An 18,353-nucleotide genomic window follows, 5' to 3' on the forward strand; every position below is an offset into this window, starting at 1 on the left:
GGACCGCTCTCAAAACAGTGCGCCTGACGCGATTAGGCGTCATGGGAAGCTTGCACGCAAGTTCCCATTACGCCACGCGAACGAACTCGTTACTGAAGTCCGTGTCCTGGGGGCAGAACTGGGGCCTCGCGCAACAGCACGATAGCTATCCGTCGATTACCCGCCAGGGTTGGGTCGTCTGGATAGAGCGGTTCGGAATTGGCCTTGCCCGACACCTGGTAGACGCGATCCGGATCGACCCCGGCGCCTTGCAGGATCCGCCGGGCGGCGTCAGCGCGGCCGGCCGACAGTCGCCAGTCGGAGTCCGCCGTCGCGCCATTTGTCGACATGTTGGTGTGGCCGGCGATGGTGATGCGGTTCGGAAGCTGGTTGATGATCCGCGCCACCGCCCGCAGCAGCAGCTTGGCGCGGTCGTTGGGCTCGGCCGAGCCGTTGGCGAACATCGAACGGCCTTCCTGGTCCACGAGCTGGATCCGGAGCCCCTCGGGCGTCTGGTCGATCAGGATGTTCTTCGAAAGCTCGGCCAGTTCCGGCATGTCCTGCAGCGCCTGGCGCAGCGACTGCGCGGCCGAGGCGAAGGCCGCCTGCTCGCGTTGGAGGAGAGCCTCGCGCAGCGCCTCGGTGGACGCTTCCGGAGCCATTTCCTTGGCGGCGTCCTCGCGCGATCCCTCGTTGGGCGTGCGCGATTCCGGGGCCATCTCCTCGATGATCGCCTGGGAGCCGGCGCCCATCGCGCCTTCGTCGCCCAGGGCCGTGCCGCCAAGGATGCCGCCGGAGCCGGACGTGGACTCGGCCACGCTGGCGGGGGCGAAATAGTCGGCGATCCCGCGCTTCTGCTCGGGACTGGTGGTGTTGATCAGCCACATCAGAAGGAAGAAGGCCATCATCGCGGTCACGAAGTCCGCATAGGCCACTTTCCAGGCGCCGCCGTGGTGGCCGTGCCCGTTCGCCTTCTTGATCTTCTTGATCAGGATAGGCGCTTCGCCCATCGCCATGGTGTTCTACCTCGGAGGCCCTGATTGGTCGTCAAGGTGAAGCGCGGCCGTTAAGATGGCGTTGAGCGTGTAAAGGAGTTTCCATGAAGGTCGCTTTTGTGGGTCTTGGGGTCATGGGCTTTCCCATGGCGGGCCACCTGGCCAGGGCCGGGCATGAGGTCGCGGTGTTCAACCGCAGTCCGGAAAAGGCCCAGCGCTGGGCCGCAAGTCACCCGGGACGGGCGGCCGCCACGGTGGCCGAGGCGGCCAAGGACGCCGAGCTTGTCTTCCTCTGCGTCGGCAATGACAACGACGTCCGCGGCGTCGTGAAGGAAACCCTGCCGGCGATGGCCGCGGGCGGGATCGTAGTCGACCACACGACCACCTCGGCCAAGGTGGCTCGCGAAATGGCCGAGCTGGCGCAGGCGGCCGGCCGCTGGTTCGTCGACGCTCCGGTGTCCGGCGGCCAGGCCGGAGCCGAGAACGGCCAGCTCACCATCATGTGCGGCGGCGATCCGGCCGCCTACGCCCGCGCCGAGCCGGTGATGGCCGCCTTCGCCAAGGCCAGCCGCCTGATGGGCGGCCCGGGCGCGGGTCAGCTCACCAAGATGGTCAACCAGATCTGCATCGCCGGCATTGTCCAGGGTCTCGCCGAGGCGCTGCATTTCACCAAGCATGCAGGCCTTGATCCGGCCGAGGTGCTGGCGGCGATCTCCAAGGGCGCGGCCCAGTCCTGGCAGATGGAAAACCGCTGGCCGACCATGGCCGATGGCAAGTTCGACTTCGGCTTCGCGGTCGACTGGATGCGCAAGGACCTGGGGCTCGTCCTCGACGAGGCCAGGTCCAACGGCGCCCGCCTCGACATGACCGCCCTGGTCGACGGCTACTACGCCGAAGTCCAGGCCATGGGCGGAAACCGCTGGGACACCTCCAGCCTCATCGCCCGCCTGGAAAAATGACTCAGATCCTCCCCCTGGGGGAGGCGCCTCTCCGAAGGAGAGACGGATGGGTGGGGCCGCCGCGACACTCTCAGCGCGGTTCGCCTCACGCCAGCCGTGGCAACACCTGCCGCTCCAGCAGCGGCGCCAGGCGCACGCTCGGCGGTGACTTGGGCTCGATCCAGAGCAGTTCCTCGATCTCGGCCTGGGCGACCAGGCCGCCGGCCACGTCCGCCAGGTAGATCGAACCGTAGACCCGGGTCTCCGGCTCGTTGGCGGCTGGGGCGTCGAAGGTCCCCAGGTGCTGGGCGCTGACCAAGTCGCAGCCCAGTTCCTCGCCCAGCTCGCGCGAAAGGGTGTCGATGTCGGCCTCGCCCGGATTGCGCTTGCCGCCAGGCAGCATGAAAGCGCTGGTTCCGCGCTTGCGCACGGTCAGGACGCGTCCCCCGCGGTCGCGGATGACGCCGGCGACGACCTCCACGGCCTTCACGCCCCGAGCATCCTCGCAGCCCGGGGTGCGAAATAGCTGATGATCCCGGCCGCGCCGGCCCGCTTGAAGGCGCCCAGGCTTTCCAGGATCGCCCGCTCTTCGTCGATCCAGCCGTTCTGGGCCGCAGCCATAATCATCGCGTACTCGCCCGACACCTGGAAGGCGAAGGTCGGCATGTGGAATTCCTCGACCACGCGGCTGACGATATCGAGATAGGGCATGCCCGGCTTGACCATGACCATGTCGGCGCCCTCGGCGATGTCCAGCGCCACCTCGCGCAGGGCCTCTTCGGTGTTGGCCGAGTCCATCTGGTAGGTCTTCTTGTCGGACGGGCCCAGCGTGCCGAGCTTTCCGGAACCGATGGCGTCGCGATAGGGGCCGTAGAAGGCCGAGGCGAACTTGGCGGCGTAGGACATGATCATCACGTCCTGCAGGCCCTCGGCCTCAAGGGCCGAGCGCAGGGCGGCGCAGCGGCCGTCCATCATGTCCGACGGGGCGAGGATGTCGCAGCCGGCCTTGGCCTGGACCAGGGCCTGTTCGACCAGGCGCTCGATGGTCGGGTCGTTGGCGATCTTGCCGTTTTCGATGATCCCGTCGTGGCCGTGGTCGGTGAAGGGGTCGAGGGCTACGTCGCACATGATGCCGACCTCGGGGGCCGCGTCCTTCATCGCCTTGACGACGGTGGCGATGACTCCGTTCGGATCGGCCGCCAGCGAGCCGGCCGCGTCCTTCTTGGAGCCGTCGATGTGCGGAAAGATGGCGATGGCCGGAATGCCCAGCTTACGGGCCTCGATGGCGGCCTTGGCGCAGTCCTTGACCGAAAGGCGCGAGACGCCCGGCATGGAGGCGACGGGGACTTCGCCGTCGCCCTCGTGCACGACCATGGACCAGATCAGGTCGGCGGGAGTGAGGACGCTTTCGCGCACCAGGCGGCGAATCCAGTCGGCCTGGCGAAGGCGGCGGAGGCGAAGGGCGGGATAGGAGGCGAGTGGGGGCAGGCTCATGAGCGCGCGCTGTGGCCCATAGGCCGGCCGGACGCAAGCCTCATCACGCCCAAGGCGGGCGCGAAGATCAGCCAAAGGCCGCCGATGGCCGCAAACAGCGAGGTCAGCGCCAGCAGGAACACGAGCGGCGCATCGAGCGTCAACCGGGTCAGGTCGATCTGGACGATGTCCGGCGCGTTCCAGCCTTCGATGCGCGTGACGTCGAACATCGCCGCAGCGATCTTGATCATGACGCCCAGGAACGCGGCGGCGGCGGCCATCGCCAGGGCGAAGGCGACCCAGAATATCCGGATCTGGAAAGCGAAGTGCGAGGCCAGCGTCTCCGGGGCTTCGTCACGCTGCGCGTAGGCGATCACGGCGGCGGCCACGGCCGGCACGCCTGCGAACAGCACGGCGGCGAACAGCAGGGCGTAGTTGATGTAGGCGACGTTGCGCGCGGTCTCCGCCTTGCGCCCGCCGTGGTCCTCCGGGACTGCCATGACTGGACCTCAACAAAGACGCCCCCCAATGGCGCCCGTATCGTTGACAGGTTGCGCCAGCGGAGCGACTTGCTCAAGTCACCCCGCAAAACGAGGTCGATGCGAATGGATTTCACGCTCTCCGACGATCAGCGCGCAATACAGGACGCGGCGAGAGCCTTCGCCGAGGCTGAACTTGCCCCTAGGTCAGCCGAATGGGACGAGCATAAGCACTTCCCTGTCGACGTGCTGCGCAAGGCCGCCGAACTGGGCTTTGCCGGCATCTATATCGGCGAGGACGTGGGCGGTTCGGGGCTCTCGCGCCTGGACGCCTCCATCGTCTTCGAGGCCCTGAGCTACGGCGATGTCGCGACAGCGGCCTACCTGACCATCCACAACATGGCCTCGTGGATGATCGACCGGTTCGGTTCGGACGAACTGCGCAAGCGCTTCCTGCCGCGGCTGACGACCATGGAACTGGTGGCTTCCTACTGCCTGACCGAACCGGGCTCCGGCTCGGACGCGGCGGCGCTGCGCACCACGGCGACCCTGGACGGCGACCACTATGTCCTGAACGGCTCCAAGGCCTTCATTTCCGGCGGCGGAGTCTCCGATCTCTATGTGGTCATGGTCCGCACCGGGCCGGAAGGCCCCAAGGGCGTCTCGGCCATCGTGGTGGAAAACGGAACGCCGGGCCTCTCCTTCGGCGCCCAGGAGCGGAAGATGGGCTGGAACGCCCAGCCCACCGCCCAGGTCAATTTCGACAACGTCCGTGTCCCGGTCGAGAACCGCATCGGCGGGGAAGGGGAGGGCTTCCGCTTCGCCATGATGGGGCTGGACGGCGGGCGGCTGAACATCGCCTCGTGTTCCCTGGGCGGAGCGGCCTTCGCCCTCGACACTGCCCAGGCCTACATGACCGAGCGCAAGCAGTTCGGGCGGCAGCTCGCCGACTTCCAGGCCCTGCAGTTCAAGATCGCCGACATGGCGACCGAGTTGGAGGCCGCGCGGCTGATGGTGCGGCGGGCCGCCCACGCCCTCGACAATCGTGATCCGTCGGCGACCAAGTACTGCGCCATGGCCAAGCGCTTCGCGACCGACGCCGGTTTCGAAGTGGCGAATCAGGCGCTGCAACTGCATGGCGGATACGGCTATCTGAAGGACTATCCCCTCGAGCGCGTCGTCCGCGACCTGCGGGTCCATCAGATCCTCGAGGGGACCAACGAGATCATGCGGGTGATCATCGCCCGGGAGATGTTCCGCCAATGACCGATGAGGTTCTGACGCGTATCGAGGGCCAGGTCGGCCGCATCACGCTGAACCGGCCCCAGGCGTTGCATGCGCTGACGACCGCCATGTGCCAGGCGATGACCGACGCGCTGCTGGCCTGGCGTGAGGACCCGTCGGTGAAGCTTGTGCTGCTGGATCATTCCGGTGAGCGCGGGTTCTGCGCCGGCGGCGACATCCGCATGCTGGCCGAGAGCGGCGCCGGCGACGGCTCGGCCGCCCGCGAGTTCTTCTTCGTAGAGTACCGTCTGAACCACCTGCTGTTCGAATACGCCAAGCCGGTTGTCGCCGTGATGGATGGCGTGACCATGGGCGGCGGCGTCGGGCTCGCCATGCCCTCCCGCTATCGCATCGCCACCGAGCGGACGACCTTCGCCATGCCCGAGACCGGTATCGGCCTCTTCCCGGATGTCGGCGGAGGGTGGTTCCTGCCGCGGATGCCGGGCCACATCGGAACCTGGCTGGCGCTCACCGGCGCGCGGATCAAGGCAGCCGATTGCGAGCTGGCCGGGATCGCCACCGACTATGTGGAAAGCGCCAGGATCGCCGACCTCAAGGCAGCGGTCGTCGCCGACCCCGACAACATCGAAGGATTGCTGGTCGACTACGAAGCCGACGCCGGGCGTCCGCCGCTCGCCGCCCACCAGGATGAGATCGACCGGCTCTTCGCTCCCGACAGTCTGGAGGCGATCATCGCGGGCCTGAAGGCTGCGCGGACCGAATGGGCCTCCGAGCAGCTCAAGGTGATGGCGACGAAATCGCCTCAGACGATGAAGGTGGCGCTTCGTCAGCTCCGTCTCGGCGGGAAGATGGAGACATTGGCGGAAAACATGACGATGGAATATCGCATCGGCGCCCGTGTGGTGCAGCGGCACGATTTCCTGGAGGGGGTCCGCGCGGTCATCGTCGACAAGGACAACGCGCCTCGCTGGAACCCGCCGACGCCCGAGGGCGTCAGCGAGACCTTGCTCGACGGGATTTTCGCGCCGCTTCCTTCCAACGAGGAGTGGACCCCGCTAGGCTGAAGCCTCACGGGGGCCGCAGAGCCGCCGCTGGAGGAAAAAAGCGATGACGCGCACGTTGTGGATGGCCGCAAGCGCGGCTCTGTTGCTTAGCGTATCGGGCGCCCAGGCTGCGCCGCCCCCCAACATCGCCGCCGCGGTCGCCTCGACCGACCGCACCGACGCCGACAAGGCGCGGGATGCGGCGCGTAAGCCCGCGGAAATGCTGGAGTTTGCCGGCGTGAAGCCCGGCGACAAGGTCAGCGAACTGATCCCGGGCGGCGGCTATTTCACCCGCTTGCTCAGCGCGGCTGTCGGGCCGGCCGGCAAGGTCTATGCCGGCGTGCCCGCCGCCGACCTGGAAAAGGCCAAGGCCGCCGCCAAGGGCAATGTCGAAGCCGTCGCCATGAGGCCCGGCGCCTTGGGCCTTCCCGAGCCGGTGGACCTGATCTTCACGGCTCAGAACTATCACGACTTTCACTTGAAGCGCCTGAACCTGGACGTGGCCGCGGTCAACAAGGGGCTCTACGACGCCCTGAAGCCCGGCGGGGTGCTGCTGATCATCGACCATGCCGCCGTGCCCGGCGCGCCGATCGAGACGGCGGACACGCTGCACCGGATCGACCCAGCCGTGGTGAAGCGCGAAGTGGAGGCCGCCGGCTTCAAGTTCGTCAGCGAAAACAACACTGTGCGAAACCCAGCTGATCCCAAGACCGCCAGCGTCTTCGATCCGTCCATCCGCGGCAAGACTGACCAGTTCGTCTACAAGTTCCAGAAGCCTAGCTAGGAGCCTTCATGCGTATCGGGTTCATCGGCCTGGGAAACATGGGCGGCGGCATGGCCGCCAACCAGGCGAAGGCGGGTCATGAGGTGCTGGCCTTCGATCTTTCCCAGGCGGCCCTCGACCGAGCAAAGGCGGCGGGCTGCGCGCCCGCCGCCAGCGTCGCCGACGCCGTCCGCGACGTAGACGCCGTGATCACCATGTTGCCGGCCGGCCCGCACGTGCGGCAGGTCTATGCCGAGCAGGTCCTGCCCAACGCCCCGAAGAGCGCGTTGCTGATCGACTGCTCGACCATCGATGTCGAGAGCGCCAGGGCGGTGGCCGAGCAGGCGAGGGGGCAGGGCTTCCGTTTCGCCGACGCCCCGGTCTCGGGCGGAACCGCCGCCGCCGACGCCGGAACGCTGGCCTTCATGGTCGGCTGCGACGAAGCCGACTTCGCCGAGGTCGAGACCGCCATCGGTCCAATGGCCCGGGCCGTGATCCGCGCGGGCGACCACGGCGCTGGCCAGGCGGCCAAGATCTGCAACAACATGGTCCTGGGTGTCTCTATGATCGGGGTATGCGAGGCGATCGCGATGGCCGAGAAGCTGGGGCTCGATCCGGAGCGCTTCTTCGAGATCGCCTCGAAGTCGTCGGGTCAATGCTGGTCGATCACAAGCTATTATCCCTGGCCCGGGCCTGTGGAGAACGCGCCGTCCAATCGCGGCTACGAGGGCGGATTCGCCACGGCGATGATGCTGAAAGACCTGAAACTGGCCCAGCAGGCGGCCGCCGCAGCCGGCGCCGCCGCGCCGATGGGAGCACAGGCGGAAGGGCTTTTTGCCCTATTTGACCGTCTTGGTTACGGCTCTAAGGACTTTTCCGGAATTCTACAGATGCTTCGCGGCCGCTTGAATGAGCTGGGCGGCTGATCACCAAGCCTGATCGAGCGCTTACGAATTCTAATTATCTGTCCATGACGAATTGTGGACAATCAGAACGGGCGGCGCGATAAGCCCGCCATAATCAAGGGGACCGCCGCGGCCGCGCGATCGTCGAGCGTCTGGGGCGGTATTCAAGGTCGATGGATTACAAGAGCGCCTTCCGCACCGCCCTCGAGCAGATTCGTTCGGAAGGCCGTTACCGGGTGTTCGCGGATCTGAAGCGCCATCGCGGCGAGTTTCCGCGCGCCACCTGGACGCAGGCGGACGGCACGCAGTCGGACGTGGTGGTCTGGTGCTCGAACGACTATCTCGGCCAGGGCCAGAATCCGATCGTGCTCGACGCCATGCACACGGCGATCGAGGAAGCCGGCGCCGGCTCGGGCGGCACCCGCAACATTTCCGGCACGACCGCCTATCACGTTGAACTGGAGCGTGAACTCGCCGATCTGCACGGCAAGGAATCGGCGCTGCTGTTCACCTCGGGCTATGTGTCCAACGAGGCGTCGCTCTCGACCCTCTACAAGATCCTTCCGGGCCTGATCATCTTCTCCGACGAGTTGAACCACAATTCGATGATCTCGGGCATCCGGGCCGGCAAGCGCGAGCAGCGCCGGGTGTTCCGCCACAACGACCTTGCGCATCTCGAGGAACTGCTGGCCGCCGCCCCCGCGGATGCGCCGAAGGTGATCGCCTTCGAAAGCGTCTACTCGATGGACGGCGACATCGCGGACATGAAGGGCACCGTGGCCCTGGCGAGGAAGTACGGCGCCATGACCTATCTGGACGAGGTCCACGCGGTCGGCATGTACGGCCCCCGTGGGGCGGGCGTCGCCGAGCGCGACGGCATGATGTCCGAGATCGACATCATCGAGGGCACGCTGGGCAAGGCTTTCGGCGTGATGGGCGGCTATATCGCGGCCGACGCCATGATCGTCGACGCTATCCGCAGCTACGCCGACGGCTTCATCTTCACGACCTCGCTGCCGCCGTCCCTGGCCGCGGGCGCGGTGGCCTCGATCCGCTACCTCAAGGAACACGACGAAGTCCGCGTCGCTCACCAAGAGCGCGCGGCCGCCCTGAAAGCGCGCCTGGCGCGGGCCGGCCTGCCGGTCATGCCGTCGGTCAGCCACATCGTGCCGGTGCTGGTTGGCGACCCCGTTCACTGCAAGATGATCTCGGACATTCTGCTCAGCGACTACGGGATCTACGTGCAGCCGATCAACTATCCGACCGTGCCGCGCGGCACTGAGCGCCTGCGCTTCACGCCGTCACCGGCTCATACGGACGAGATGATGGATTCCCTGGCCGAGGCGCTCGAAAAGCTGTGGGTCCACTGCAACATCGCGCGGGTGGGCGGCCAAGCCGCCTGATCGCGCTGGGGCGCGGGGATGTTTTCGGCGAAGGTTGCGCCTTCGCCGAAACAAGCGCATACCCGCGAAATCCCAGCCCTTAGCGGAGACCTCACGGGTTCGCTGATTTTCAGGAAGCGGCCAAGCCGCACACCTCACTTGCCGCGGCGAACGCCTCGGCCCAATCCGATCTTCTTGGCGAAGTCGGAACGACGCGCTGCGTAAGCCGGCGCCACCATCGGATAATCCGGCGGCAGACCCCACCGACGACGATAGTCCTCGGGGCTCATGTCATAGCGCGAGCGCAGATAGCGCTTCAGCATCTTCAGCTTCTTGCCGTCTTCGAGGCAGACGATGAAGTCGTGCTGCACCGAACGGCTGATCGGCACCGCCGGCTTCGGGCGCTCCTCCTGGACCGCCACAGTGGTTTTGCTGAGGCCCTCGAGAGCCCCGTAGACCGATCTGATGATCTCCGGAACCGCATCGGCAGCGACGGGGTTACGGCTTACGTAGGCGGCGACGATATCGGCGCCAAGCCGCATCAGCTCCTCGCCCGAACGGCCCTCGGGCTCGGCTTCTATACTCATTCAGGACCCCCTGACGACGCGACAACAAAAACGGGCGTTACGCGAGCGCGTGCGCCTCCGTGCGCGGTTCAACGTCGTAGGCTGAAGATCGTTCCATGCCGTTGGCCCGGAAGGCCGATGGCGTTAAAGAGCGCGCAACGAAGCGCTCTTCTCCCAATCGCTTCCGCAAGTTCCCGAAAGGCCCCAGCATGACCGTCCACCCCCAGACCCCCGCCGACGCATTCTTCACGTCCGGCGTCGCCGACACCGACAAGGAAATCGCGGCGGTCCTTTCCGGCGAGCTCAAGCGCCAGCAGGATCAGATCGAGCTGATCGCCTCCGAAAACATCGTCTCGCGCGCCGTCATGGAGGCGCAAGGCTCTGTTTTGACGAACAAATATGCCGAGGGCTACCCCGGTAAGCGCTACTACGGCGGCTGCGAGGTCGTGGACGTGGCCGAGGAAATCGCCATCGCCCGCGCCAAGGAAATCTTCGGCTGCGAGTTCGCCAACGTGCAGCCGCACTCGGGCAGCCAGGCGAACCAAGCGGTGTTCATGGCGACCATGACCCCGGGGGACACCTTCATGGGCATGGACCTGGCCGCCGGCGGCCATTTGACGCACGGCAAGAACGTGAACCAATCGGGCAAGTGGTTCCGTCCCGTCGCCTACGGCGTGCGCCAGCAGGACCACCTGATCGACTACGACATGGCGGCCGAGGTCGCTCTCGCCGAAAAGCCGAAGGTCATCATCGCCGGGGGATCGGCCTATAGCCGCCATATCGACTTCAAGCGCTTCAAGGAAATCGCCGACAGCGTCGATGCGGTGCTGATGGTCGACATCGCGCACTATGCCGGCTTGGTCGCCGGCGGCGTCTACCCGAACCCGTTCCCCCATGCCGACATCGTCACCACCACGACGCACAAGACGCTGCGCGGTCCGCGCGGCGGCATGATCCTGACCAACTCGAAGAAGCTGGCCAAGAAGATCGACTCGGCGGTGTTCCCCGGCCTGCAGGGCGGCCCGCTGATGCACGTCATCGCCGCTAAGGCTGTGGCGTTCGGTGAGGCGCTGCAGCCGGAGTTCAAGCAGTACGCCCGCCAGATCGTCGACAACGCTCGCGCCCTGTCCGACAGCCTGCAATCGGCCGGATTCAAGATCGTCTCCAACGGCACCGACAGCCACCTGATGCTGGTCGACCTGACGCCGAAGGGCGTTTCGGGCGCCGATGCCGAGGTGGCCCTTGAGCGCGCCCACATCACGACCAACAAGAACGGCATCCCGTTCGACCCGCTTCCCCCGATGCAGACCTCGGGCCTGCGTGTCGGCACGCCGGCGGGCACCACGCGCGGCTTCGGCACGGCTGAATTCCGTCAGATCGGGGCTTGGATCGGCGAAGTGCTGGATGGCCTTGCGACCGGCGGCGACAACTCCGCGGTGGAGGCCAAAGTCCGCGATGAGGTCCTGGCGCTGACGAAACGCTTCCCCATCTACGCCTAAGCCCTGTATCTAGGGTTTTTGCGGCCGGAAGGGTCTAGATCATGCGTTGCCCGTTCTGCGGTCACGCCGAAAGCCAGGTGAAGGACAGCCGCCCGTCGGAAGACGGCGCGGCTATCCGTCGCCGTCGCCTCTGCCCTGAGTGCGAGGGGCGGTTCACCACCTTCGAGCGGGTGCAGCTGCGCGAACTGACGATCGTCAAGAGGTCGGGGCGGCGCACGCCGTTCGACCGTGACAAGCTCGCGCGCTCCATCGGCCTCGCCATTCGCAAGCGGCCGATCGAGCCGGAGCGGGTCGAGAAGATGATCTCGGCCATCACGCGTCAGCTCGAGAGCATGGGCGAGACCGAGATCGCCTCGTCCGTCGTAGGCGAGCTGATCATGAAGCACCTGAAGGAGCTCGATGACGTCTCCTACGTGCGCTACGCCTCAGTCTATCGGGACTTCCGTGAGGCCGGTGAGTTCGCCACCTTCCTGGGCCAGGAGGGGCTGAGCGACGGTGAAGAGGATGGGCGCTAGCCCGTCCCGGCCGCCGCTCGCGATGCACGGGCGGCGCAGATGATCACCCTGAAGCTTGCGACCTCGCTCGACGGCCGGATCGCGACCGCGACCGGGGAAAGCCGATGGATCACTGGTCCACAGGCGCGCCAGGCGACCCATCGCCTGCGTGCAGAACACGACGCCGTGCTGGTGGGCGTGGAGACGGCGCTGGCCGACGATCCCGAACTCACGGTGCGGCTCGAGGGCTGGAGCGGCCGTCAACCTACTCGGGTGGTCCTCGACAGCCGCCAGAGGCTGGCGGATGGCTGCAAGCTCGTCGCGACGGCGCGGGACGTTCCGACCTATGTCGTCTCGACCACGCCACCCGAGCCGCGCCTGACCGACCAGGGCGTCCGAGTGCTGCAGGTTCATGCGGTGGGGGAAGAGCGTCCCGAGCTGCGCGACGTCGTGGCCGCCCTGGCGGAGGAGGGCCTGGTGCGCCTGTTCGTCGAAGGCGGCGGGCAGGTGGCCGGCAGCTTCCTGCGCTGCGGCCTGGTGGATCGCCTTGAATGGTTCCGCGCTCCGATCGTCATCGGCGGGGAAGGGCGACCGGGCATCGGCGCGTTGGCCTTGAGCGCCCTTGCCGACGCGCCCAGGCTGCGCCGTATTGAAATCCGCGAGGTCGGTGACGACCTTTGGGAGCGTTACGAGAGGATCTGAATGTTCACTGGCATCGTCACCGATGTGGGCCGCGTCCGCGCGATCCGCGAAACCAACCGCGACACGCGCTTCGAAATCGAGACGAAGTTCGATCTGTCGACCGTCGATCTCGGCGCCTCGATCAGCCACGCGGGATGCTGCCTGACCGTCGTCGACAAGGGCGAGGGCTGGTTCGCCGTCGAGGTGTCGGGCGAGACGTTGGGCCTGACGACGCTGTCGGGCTGGAAGGAGGGTGATCCCGTCAATCTCGAGCGAGCGGCGCGGGTTGGCGACGAACTGGGCGGTCACATCGTCTCTGGCCACGTGGACGGCGTGGGTGAGGTGGTCTCGGTGGAGGCCGAGGGCGGTTCGCACCGCGTGAAAATCCGCGTTCCGAAGCCGCTGCACCGTTATATCGCGCCGAAAGGATCCATCACGGTCGAGGGCGTTTCCCTGACGGTGAACGAGGTGGAGGACGACGTCTTCGGCGTGAATCTGATCCCGCACACCTGGGATGTGACGACTCTCGGCCGCCTGACGCCGGGTGCGAAGGTCAATCTCGAGATCGACATGTTGGCGCGATATCTCGCCCGTTGGCGAGAAACGGCCTAAAGGATCGCTCCGAACAGAGACTGGAGCCCCATGCTCGAAGAAAAGATCCGCATCCTCATCGTCGAAGCGCGCTTCTACGACGACCTCGCCGACTCGATGCTGAAAGCCGCCGCCGACGTGATCACGGCCCATGACGCCGAGTACGACGTCATCAGCGTGCCCGGCGCCCTGGAGATTCCGGGAGCGATCGCCATCGCCGAAGAGGGCGGCCGTAGTCCGGCCGGTAAGCGCTATGACGGCTATGTGGCGCTTGGCACGGTGATCCGCGGCGAGACCTATCACTTCGAGGTCGTCTCCAACGAGTCGGCTCGTGGCCTGATGGACCTGACGGTCAACAAGCAACTGGCGATCGGCAACGGCATCCTCACCGTCGAGGATGAAGACCAGGCCTGGGCCCGCGCCAAGGCCAGCGAAGGCGACAAGGGCGGCGCGGCCGCTCGCGCGGCGCTGGAGATGGTCGGGCTGAAGCGCCGTCTGCTCGGACAGGCCCGATGAGCCGCGGTCCGCGATCCATTGCGCGGCTGGCCGTGGTCCAGGCGCTCTACCAGATGGAAGTCTCCGGCGTCGGCGTCGAGGCGGTGATCCGGGAATTCTCCGATCACCGGTTCGACCGCAACATCGAAGGCGAGGCCGAGAGCGAGGGCGCGACCCTGGCGGCCGCCGACGAGGCTTTCTTCGCCGATCTGGTGCGTGGCGTCGTCGGCCACCAGCGCGAGATCGACGCCGCGATCGTCAAGCGATTGGCCAGCAACTGGCGGCTGGAGCGGATCGACGCCACGGTGCGCGCCATCCTTCGCGCCGGCGCCTTCGAGCTTTCCCATCGTCCGGACGTGCCGACCGAGGTCGCCATCGACGAGTATGTCGAGTTGACCAAGTCGTTCTTCGACGGCCCGGAGGCTGGCTTCGTGAACGGAGCCCTGGACGCGGTGGCCCGCGATGTCCGGGGCTGACCAGGCTCCGGACGAGTTTGGACAGATAGAACGCCTGTTCCGGCCGCTCACCAGAGGCGCGCCGGAAGCGTTCGACTTGCTGGACGACGCCGCGGCCATTCCCGGCCGTCCCGGACATGATCTAATCGTCACCAAGGATGCGATGGTCGAGGGGGTGCATTTCCTCCCCAGCGATCCGCCGGACCTCGTGGCGCGGAAACTCCTGCGGGTGAACCTGTCCGACCTGGCGGCCAAGGGCGCCGAGCCCTACGGCTACTTCCTGGCGACGGCCTGGCCCAGGACCTTCGGGTGGGAAGCGCGCAAGCAATTCGCCTCCGGCCTGGCCGTGGACGGCGAAAGGTTCGGCCTGGTGCTGCTGGGCGGCGACACAGTCTCGACGCCAGGCCCCTTGAGTCTCTCGCTGACGATGCTGGGGTGGGCTCCCACGGGCCGCATGGTGCGGCGGAGCGGCGCTCGGCCCGGCGATCTGCTGATGGTTTCGGGAACGATCGGGGACGGGCTCCTTGGCCTGAAGGCGGCGCATGGGGACGTCTCGGACCCCGATGGCTACCTCGCGGGCCGTTATCGCGTGCCGAATCCGCGCCTGGACCTGCGCGAATTCCTGAGAGCGACGGCCACTGCGGCGGCGGATGTCTCCGACGGGCTGATCGCCGACGCGGGCCATATCGCCAAGGCGAGCGGGGTTCGGGCGAGGATCGAGCTGGAGCGCGTTCCGCTCTCGGCCGCGGCGCGGGCCTGGGCCGCCGCTCAAGCCGATCTCTTCGAAGCCCTGAGCGAACTGGCGGCCGGAGGCGACGACTATGAAGTGGTCTGCACAGCTCCCCGCCCACTGGAAGGCTTCACGGTCATCGGTGCGATAGAGCAGGGGGAGGGCGTCGAACTCTCATGGCGGGGCGAGACCCGGCGCCCGGCGAAGAGCGGCTGGAAGCACGGCTAAGCTTCCTGAAAGTGTTTCCCTGCTAGGTGGTCGGCATGCTTCGCCGCCAGGTTCTGATCGCCAGCCTTGCCGCCGCCTACGCAGCGCCCGCGCTGGCGGCCGAGGAAAAGTTGGCCGCGATCGCGCAGTACGTGGACGTGACGCCGGTGGCCGTCCCCATTTTGGCGGACGGGCGGATCGTGAACTACGTCTTCGTGGTCATGCGCGTGCAACTGATGCCAGGCGTCGACCCGGCCAGGTGGCGGGCCAAGGAGCCCTATTTCCGCGACGCCCTGGCGCGGCTGTGCAACCGGATCTCGTTCACCAGTCCAAAGGACTATGTGAGCGTCGATGCGCCTCGCCTGGCGGCGGCCTTCTATCGCGAGGCCGCGGCGATCGGCGGCCGGAGCGTCAAGGCCGTCACGCTGATGTCCCAGACCCCCAAGCAGAGGCTCGGCCTTCCTCCGCGCGTCCCGCGTCCGCCGCGCGCGGAGATCCAACCCTAGGACAATCCCTGAGGCGCCGCGGCGTAACCGTGGTCAACGGGCCGTTGCGCGCGTCGGTTACAACTGGCAACGTCTCGACCACTAATAAGGAGCCGCGGACCAACGCAGCTCCCACCTAGGGAAAAAACGACAGGGCCTGGACGTCGAACGCCGTCCAATCGTGGGCGGTGAGCGGCGTTTCGTGCAATCGATAGGGGCGCTTAGAACATGAGTCTTACGCTTACGCTGGTGATCGCCGCTGGCTTGTTGGCGGTGCTCTACGGCATCGTCCGAACGGCGCAGTTGTTACGTGCTTCTCCGGGGAGCGCGCGCATGCAGGAGATCGCCGCGGCGATCCAAGAAGGCGCGCAGGCTTATCTCCGCCGACAATACACCGCCATCGCCATCGTCGGCGTGGTCGTTCTGATCCTCGCGGCCGTCCTGATTGGACCGCTGGCGGCCGTGGGCTTCGCCATCGGCGCCATTCTTTCCGGTTCGGCCGGCTTCATCGGGATGTTGATCTCGGTGCGAGCCAACGTCCGTACCGCCCAGGCCTCGTCCGAGGGGCTGGCGCGGGGCCTGTCGCTGGCCTTCCAGTCCGGCGCCATCACCGGGATGCTGGTCGCCGGCTTCGCCCTGGTCGGCGTGTCGGGCTACTACGCTTTCCTGGTCGGGCCGCTGGGCCACGAGAACACCAGCCGCGAAGTGGTCGACTCGCTTGTCGCCCTGGGCTTCGGCGCCTCGCTGATCTCGATCTTCGCCCGTCTCGGCGGGGGCATCTTCACCAAGGGTGCCGACGTGGGCGGCGACATGGTGGGCAAGGTCGAGGCCGGCATTCCCGAGGACGATCCCCGCAACGCCGCGACCATCGCGGACAATGTGGGCGACAACGTCGGCGATTGCGCCGGCATGGCCGCCGACCTCTTCGAAACCTACGCGGTGACCACGGTCGCGACCATGGTGCTCGCCGCCATCTTCTTCCGCGGGACGGAGGTCGTCGGCTCGATGATGCTGCTGCCGCTGGCTATCTGCGGGGTCTGCATCGTCACCTCAATCATCGGCACCTTCGGCGTGCGCCTGGGCAAGTCCAACAACATCATGGGCGCGCTCTACCAGGGCCTGATCATCACCGGCGTCCTTTCGATCGCGGCGATCTACTGGGTCGTCACCTCGCTGGTCACGGCGCCGGTCACGGTCGGCGACAAGACCTTCGACGCCATGAACCTCTTCTGGTGCGGCGTGACGGGCCTGGTCGTCACCGCCCTGATCGTGGTGATCACCGAATACTACACGGGCACGGGCTTCCGGCCGGTGAAGTCGGTCGCCAAGGCTTCGGTCTCCGGTCACGGCACCAACGTCATCCAGGGCCTGGCCATGTCGCTGGAATCGACCGCGGCGCCGGCGCTGGTCATCGTGGTCGGCATCATTGTCACCTACAGCCTGGCGGGCCTGTTCGGGATCGCCATCGCCACGACCTCCATGCTGTCGCTGGCCGGGGTGATCGTCGCCCTCGACGCCTTCGGTCCGGTCACGGACAACGCGGGCGGCATCGCCGAAATGGCTGGCCTGCCGCCGGAGGTTCGGGTCACCACCGACGCCCTCGACGCGGTCGGCAACACCACCAAGGCGGTCACCAAAGGCTACGCGATCGGTTCGGCGGGCCTGGGCGCCCTCGTGCTGTTCGCGGCCTACACCGAGGACCTGCGCTACTTCGCGGCCAATGCGACGCCGGGATCCTTCTTCGACGGTCTCGGCGCCGTCGCCTTCGACCTTTCCAATCCCTACGTGGTGGTCGGCCTGTTGGTCGGCGGCCTGCTGCCCTTCCTGTTCGGCGGGCTTTCGATGACCGCCGTCGGCCGGGCGGCGGAGTCGGTGGTCGCCGAGGTGCGCCGTCAGTTCAAGGAAAACCCGGGCATCATGACCGGGGAGGTCAAGCCTGAGTACGGCAAGGCCGTGGACATCCTGACCCGCGCGGCGATCAAGGAGATGATCGTTCCTTCGCTGCTGCCGGTCTTCTCGCCGATCGTGCTGTTCTTCGTGATCAACATGATCGCCGGCAAGGTGAACGCTTTCGCCAGCCTCGGCGCCATGCTGATGGGCGTCATCGTCACCGGCCTCTTCGTGGCGATCTCGATGACTTCGGGCGGCGGCGCCTGGGACAACGCCAAGAAGCTGATCGAGGAAGGCCACCATGGCGGCAAGGGGTCCGACGCCCACAAGGCGGCGGTCACCGGCGACACCGTCGGCGATCCCTACAAGGACACCGCCGGCCCGGCGGTGAACCCGATGATCAAGATCACCAACATCGTCGCCCTGCTGCTGCTGGCCGTGCTCGCTCACAGCGCCGTCAGCTAAGGACGTCGGTCAACGACAAGAAAAAGCCCCGGAGAGCAATCTCCGGGGTTTGTTTCGTTGTGAGGCTTTTTAGCGCCGGTCGCCCGGACGTCCGCCGGGGACCTGCTCGTCTTCGGAGGGCGGTAGCATCCCGCCGCGTCCGACGTTGCCGAGCAACTGCTCGAGGATGGTCAGCTCGCGGCCGCGGGTCGGCGTTTCGCGGCCGTTGAACGCGATGACCTTGCCATCCTTCAGGCTCAGGGTGTCGACGTTCTTCACGACCTCCGTCTCCTTGTCGAAGGTTACGGCGACAACGTGACGCGAGGTGATGACCGGGCGGCGGAAGGCCACGCGCTGCTTCACCTGGTCGATGTAGAACCAGACGTTCGGATCGAAGGTCGAGGTGGCGGAGGGCGAGCCGAGGCTGGCGCGCACGGTCGACTTGGTGTCGGTGCCGACCTTCACGTCCTTGGGGTTGGCCTCGATGGCCTGAAAGCCGGAATAGGTGGTGATTGGCGCACAGGCGGCGACCGAGCCCAGCAGGCCGGCGGCGAATGCGACATAGGCGACGCGGCGAAACATGTGCGAACCGGACCTGTTAAAATCTTGGAGGC

21 protein-coding genes are annotated in these 18,353 nt (G+C 66.7%); 15 read left to right on the forward strand and 6 right to left on the reverse strand.

The genetic code is table 11. From position 1 onward, the window contains the following. Positions 1-89: 89 nt before the first annotated feature. Complete coding sequence (locus ABID41_RS12575; RefSeq protein ID WP_331928006.1) at positions 90-995, reverse strand: flagellar motor protein MotB; 906 nt, start codon at positions 993-995, stop codon at positions 90-92. An 83-nt stretch (positions 996-1,078) separates the two neighbouring features. Here ABID41_RS12575 and ABID41_RS12580 point away from each other — a divergent pair, with 83 nt between their 5' ends. Further along, complete coding sequence (locus ABID41_RS12580) at positions 1,079-1,933, forward strand: NAD(P)-dependent oxidoreductase (RefSeq protein WP_331928008.1); 855 nt, start codon at positions 1,079-1,081, stop codon at positions 1,931-1,933. A gap of 85 nt (positions 1,934-2,018) precedes the next feature. On the opposite strand, the gene ABID41_RS12585 is transcribed toward ABID41_RS12580, so the two are convergent. The 3 genes from ABID41_RS12585 to ABID41_RS12595 are packed head-to-tail and all read right to left on the reverse strand — an operon-like array spanning position 2,019 to position 3,885. Continuing rightward, entirely contained in the window at positions 2,019-2,402 is a 384-nt protein-coding gene (locus ABID41_RS12585; protein WP_331928010.1) for an NUDIX hydrolase, read from the reverse strand. Beyond that, positions 2,399-3,406 carry a porphobilinogen synthase gene (hemB, locus tag ABID41_RS12590; protein ID WP_331928012.1) on the reverse strand — a complete coding sequence of 336 codons (1,008 nt, stop codon included), beginning with the start codon at positions 3,404-3,406 and terminating at the stop codon, positions 2,399-2,401. Before hemB ends, ABID41_RS12585 begins: the two co-directional genes overlap by 4 nt. Next, positions 3,403-3,885: a hypothetical protein gene (locus ABID41_RS12595; protein ID WP_331928014.1), complete on the reverse strand. Its 483-nt coding sequence runs from the start codon at positions 3,883-3,885 to the stop codon at positions 3,403-3,405. The genes hemB and ABID41_RS12595 overlap by 4 nt, the downstream gene beginning before the upstream one ends. Positions 3,886-3,984: 99 nt before the next feature. On the opposite strand from ABID41_RS12595, the gene ABID41_RS12600 reads away from it, so the two are divergent. The 5 genes from ABID41_RS12600 to hemA all read left to right on the forward strand — a co-directional run bounded on the left by ABID41_RS12600 (position 3,985) and on the right by hemA (position 9,223). After that, positions 3,985-5,130 (forward strand): isobutyryl-CoA dehydrogenase, encoded by a 1,146-nt coding sequence (locus ABID41_RS12600; RefSeq protein ID WP_331928016.1) that lies wholly within the window; start codon positions 3,985-3,987, stop codon positions 5,128-5,130. After that, positions 5,127-6,173, forward strand: a complete 1,047-nt coding sequence (locus tag ABID41_RS12605) for an enoyl-CoA hydratase/isomerase family protein (RefSeq protein WP_331928018.1) — start codon at positions 5,127-5,129, stop codon at positions 6,171-6,173. The genes ABID41_RS12600 and ABID41_RS12605 overlap by 4 nt, the downstream gene beginning before the upstream one ends. 43 nt (positions 6,174-6,216) lie before the next feature. Beyond that, a complete protein-coding gene (locus ABID41_RS12610) occupies positions 6,217-6,936 on the forward strand; it encodes a class I SAM-dependent methyltransferase (RefSeq protein WP_354297800.1) in 720 nt (239 codons plus the stop codon). A gap of 8 nt (positions 6,937-6,944) precedes the next feature. After that, positions 6,945-7,841 carry a 3-hydroxyisobutyrate dehydrogenase gene (mmsB, locus tag ABID41_RS12615; RefSeq protein WP_331928022.1) on the forward strand — a complete coding sequence of 299 codons (897 nt, stop codon included), beginning with the start codon at positions 6,945-6,947 and terminating at the stop codon, positions 7,839-7,841. A gap of 152 nt (positions 7,842-7,993) precedes the next feature. Continuing rightward, complete coding sequence (gene hemA, locus ABID41_RS12620; RefSeq protein ID WP_331928024.1) at positions 7,994-9,223, forward strand: 5-aminolevulinate synthase; 1,230 nt, start codon at positions 7,994-7,996, stop codon at positions 9,221-9,223. 134 nt (positions 9,224-9,357) lie between these two features. Here hemA and ABID41_RS12625 read toward each other — a convergent pair whose 3' ends face one another. Further along, positions 9,358-9,789 (reverse strand): Ros/MucR family transcriptional regulator, encoded by a 432-nt coding sequence (locus ABID41_RS12625; protein ID WP_331928026.1) that lies wholly within the window; start codon positions 9,787-9,789, stop codon positions 9,358-9,360. A 188-nt stretch (positions 9,790-9,977) separates the two neighbouring features. Here ABID41_RS12625 and glyA point away from each other — a divergent pair, with 188 nt between their 5' ends. The 9 genes from glyA (at position 9,978) to ABID41_RS12670 (ending at position 17,760) form a co-directional block, all read left to right on the forward strand. Then, positions 9,978-11,267 carry a serine hydroxymethyltransferase gene (gene glyA / locus ABID41_RS12630; RefSeq protein WP_331928028.1) on the forward strand — a complete coding sequence of 430 codons (1,290 nt, stop codon included), beginning with the start codon at positions 9,978-9,980 and terminating at the stop codon, positions 11,265-11,267. 41 nt (positions 11,268-11,308) lie between these two features. Beyond that, on the forward strand, positions 11,309-11,782 hold the full coding sequence (gene nrdR, locus ABID41_RS12635) for a transcriptional regulator NrdR (RefSeq protein ID WP_331928030.1): 474 nt from the start codon (positions 11,309-11,311) through the stop codon (positions 11,780-11,782). Between the two features lie 39 nt (positions 11,783-11,821). Further along, the gene (locus ABID41_RS12640) at positions 11,822-12,463 is read left to right on the forward strand and encodes a RibD family protein (protein ID WP_331928032.1); all 642 of its coding nucleotides are present in this window, start codon (positions 11,822-11,824) and stop codon (positions 12,461-12,463) included. Further along, on the forward strand, positions 12,464-13,054 hold the full coding sequence (locus ABID41_RS12645) for a riboflavin synthase (RefSeq protein ID WP_331928034.1): 591 nt from the start codon (positions 12,464-12,466) through the stop codon (positions 13,052-13,054). It abuts the gene before it with no gap. 30 nt (positions 13,055-13,084) lie between these two features. Beyond that, on the forward strand, positions 13,085-13,549 hold the full coding sequence (gene ribH, locus ABID41_RS12650) for a 6,7-dimethyl-8-ribityllumazine synthase (RefSeq protein ID WP_331928036.1): 465 nt from the start codon (positions 13,085-13,087) through the stop codon (positions 13,547-13,549). Then, on the forward strand, positions 13,546-14,004 hold the full coding sequence (nusB, locus tag ABID41_RS12655; RefSeq protein ID WP_331928038.1) for a transcription antitermination factor NusB: 459 nt from the start codon (positions 13,546-13,548) through the stop codon (positions 14,002-14,004). The genes ribH and nusB overlap by 4 nt, the downstream gene beginning before the upstream one ends. Then, positions 13,991-14,941: a thiamine-phosphate kinase gene (gene thiL, locus ABID41_RS12660; protein ID WP_331928040.1), complete on the forward strand. Its 951-nt coding sequence runs from the start codon at positions 13,991-13,993 to the stop codon at positions 14,939-14,941. Before nusB ends, thiL begins: the two co-directional genes overlap by 14 nt. 35 nt (positions 14,942-14,976) lie before the next feature. Then, positions 14,977-15,426 (forward strand): hypothetical protein, encoded by a 450-nt coding sequence (locus ABID41_RS12665; RefSeq protein WP_331928042.1) that lies wholly within the window; start codon positions 14,977-14,979, stop codon positions 15,424-15,426. A 207-nt stretch (positions 15,427-15,633) separates the two neighbouring features. After that, complete coding sequence (locus ABID41_RS12670; protein ID WP_331928044.1) at positions 15,634-17,760, forward strand: sodium-translocating pyrophosphatase; 2,127 nt, start codon at positions 15,634-15,636, stop codon at positions 17,758-17,760. 69 nt (positions 17,761-17,829) lie between these two features. Here the strand turns inward: ABID41_RS12670 and ABID41_RS12675 are convergent, their stop codons facing one another. Continuing rightward, positions 17,830-18,321, reverse strand: coding sequence for an outer membrane protein assembly factor BamE (locus ABID41_RS12675; protein ID WP_331928046.1), 492 nt, complete (start codon positions 18,319-18,321; stop codon positions 17,830-17,832). Positions 18,322-18,353 lie beyond the last annotated feature (32 nt).

Source organism: Phenylobacterium koreense, from assembly GCF_040545335.1.
GTDB classification, from domain to species: Bacteria; Pseudomonadota; Alphaproteobacteria; order Caulobacterales; family Caulobacteraceae; genus Phenylobacterium; species Phenylobacterium koreense.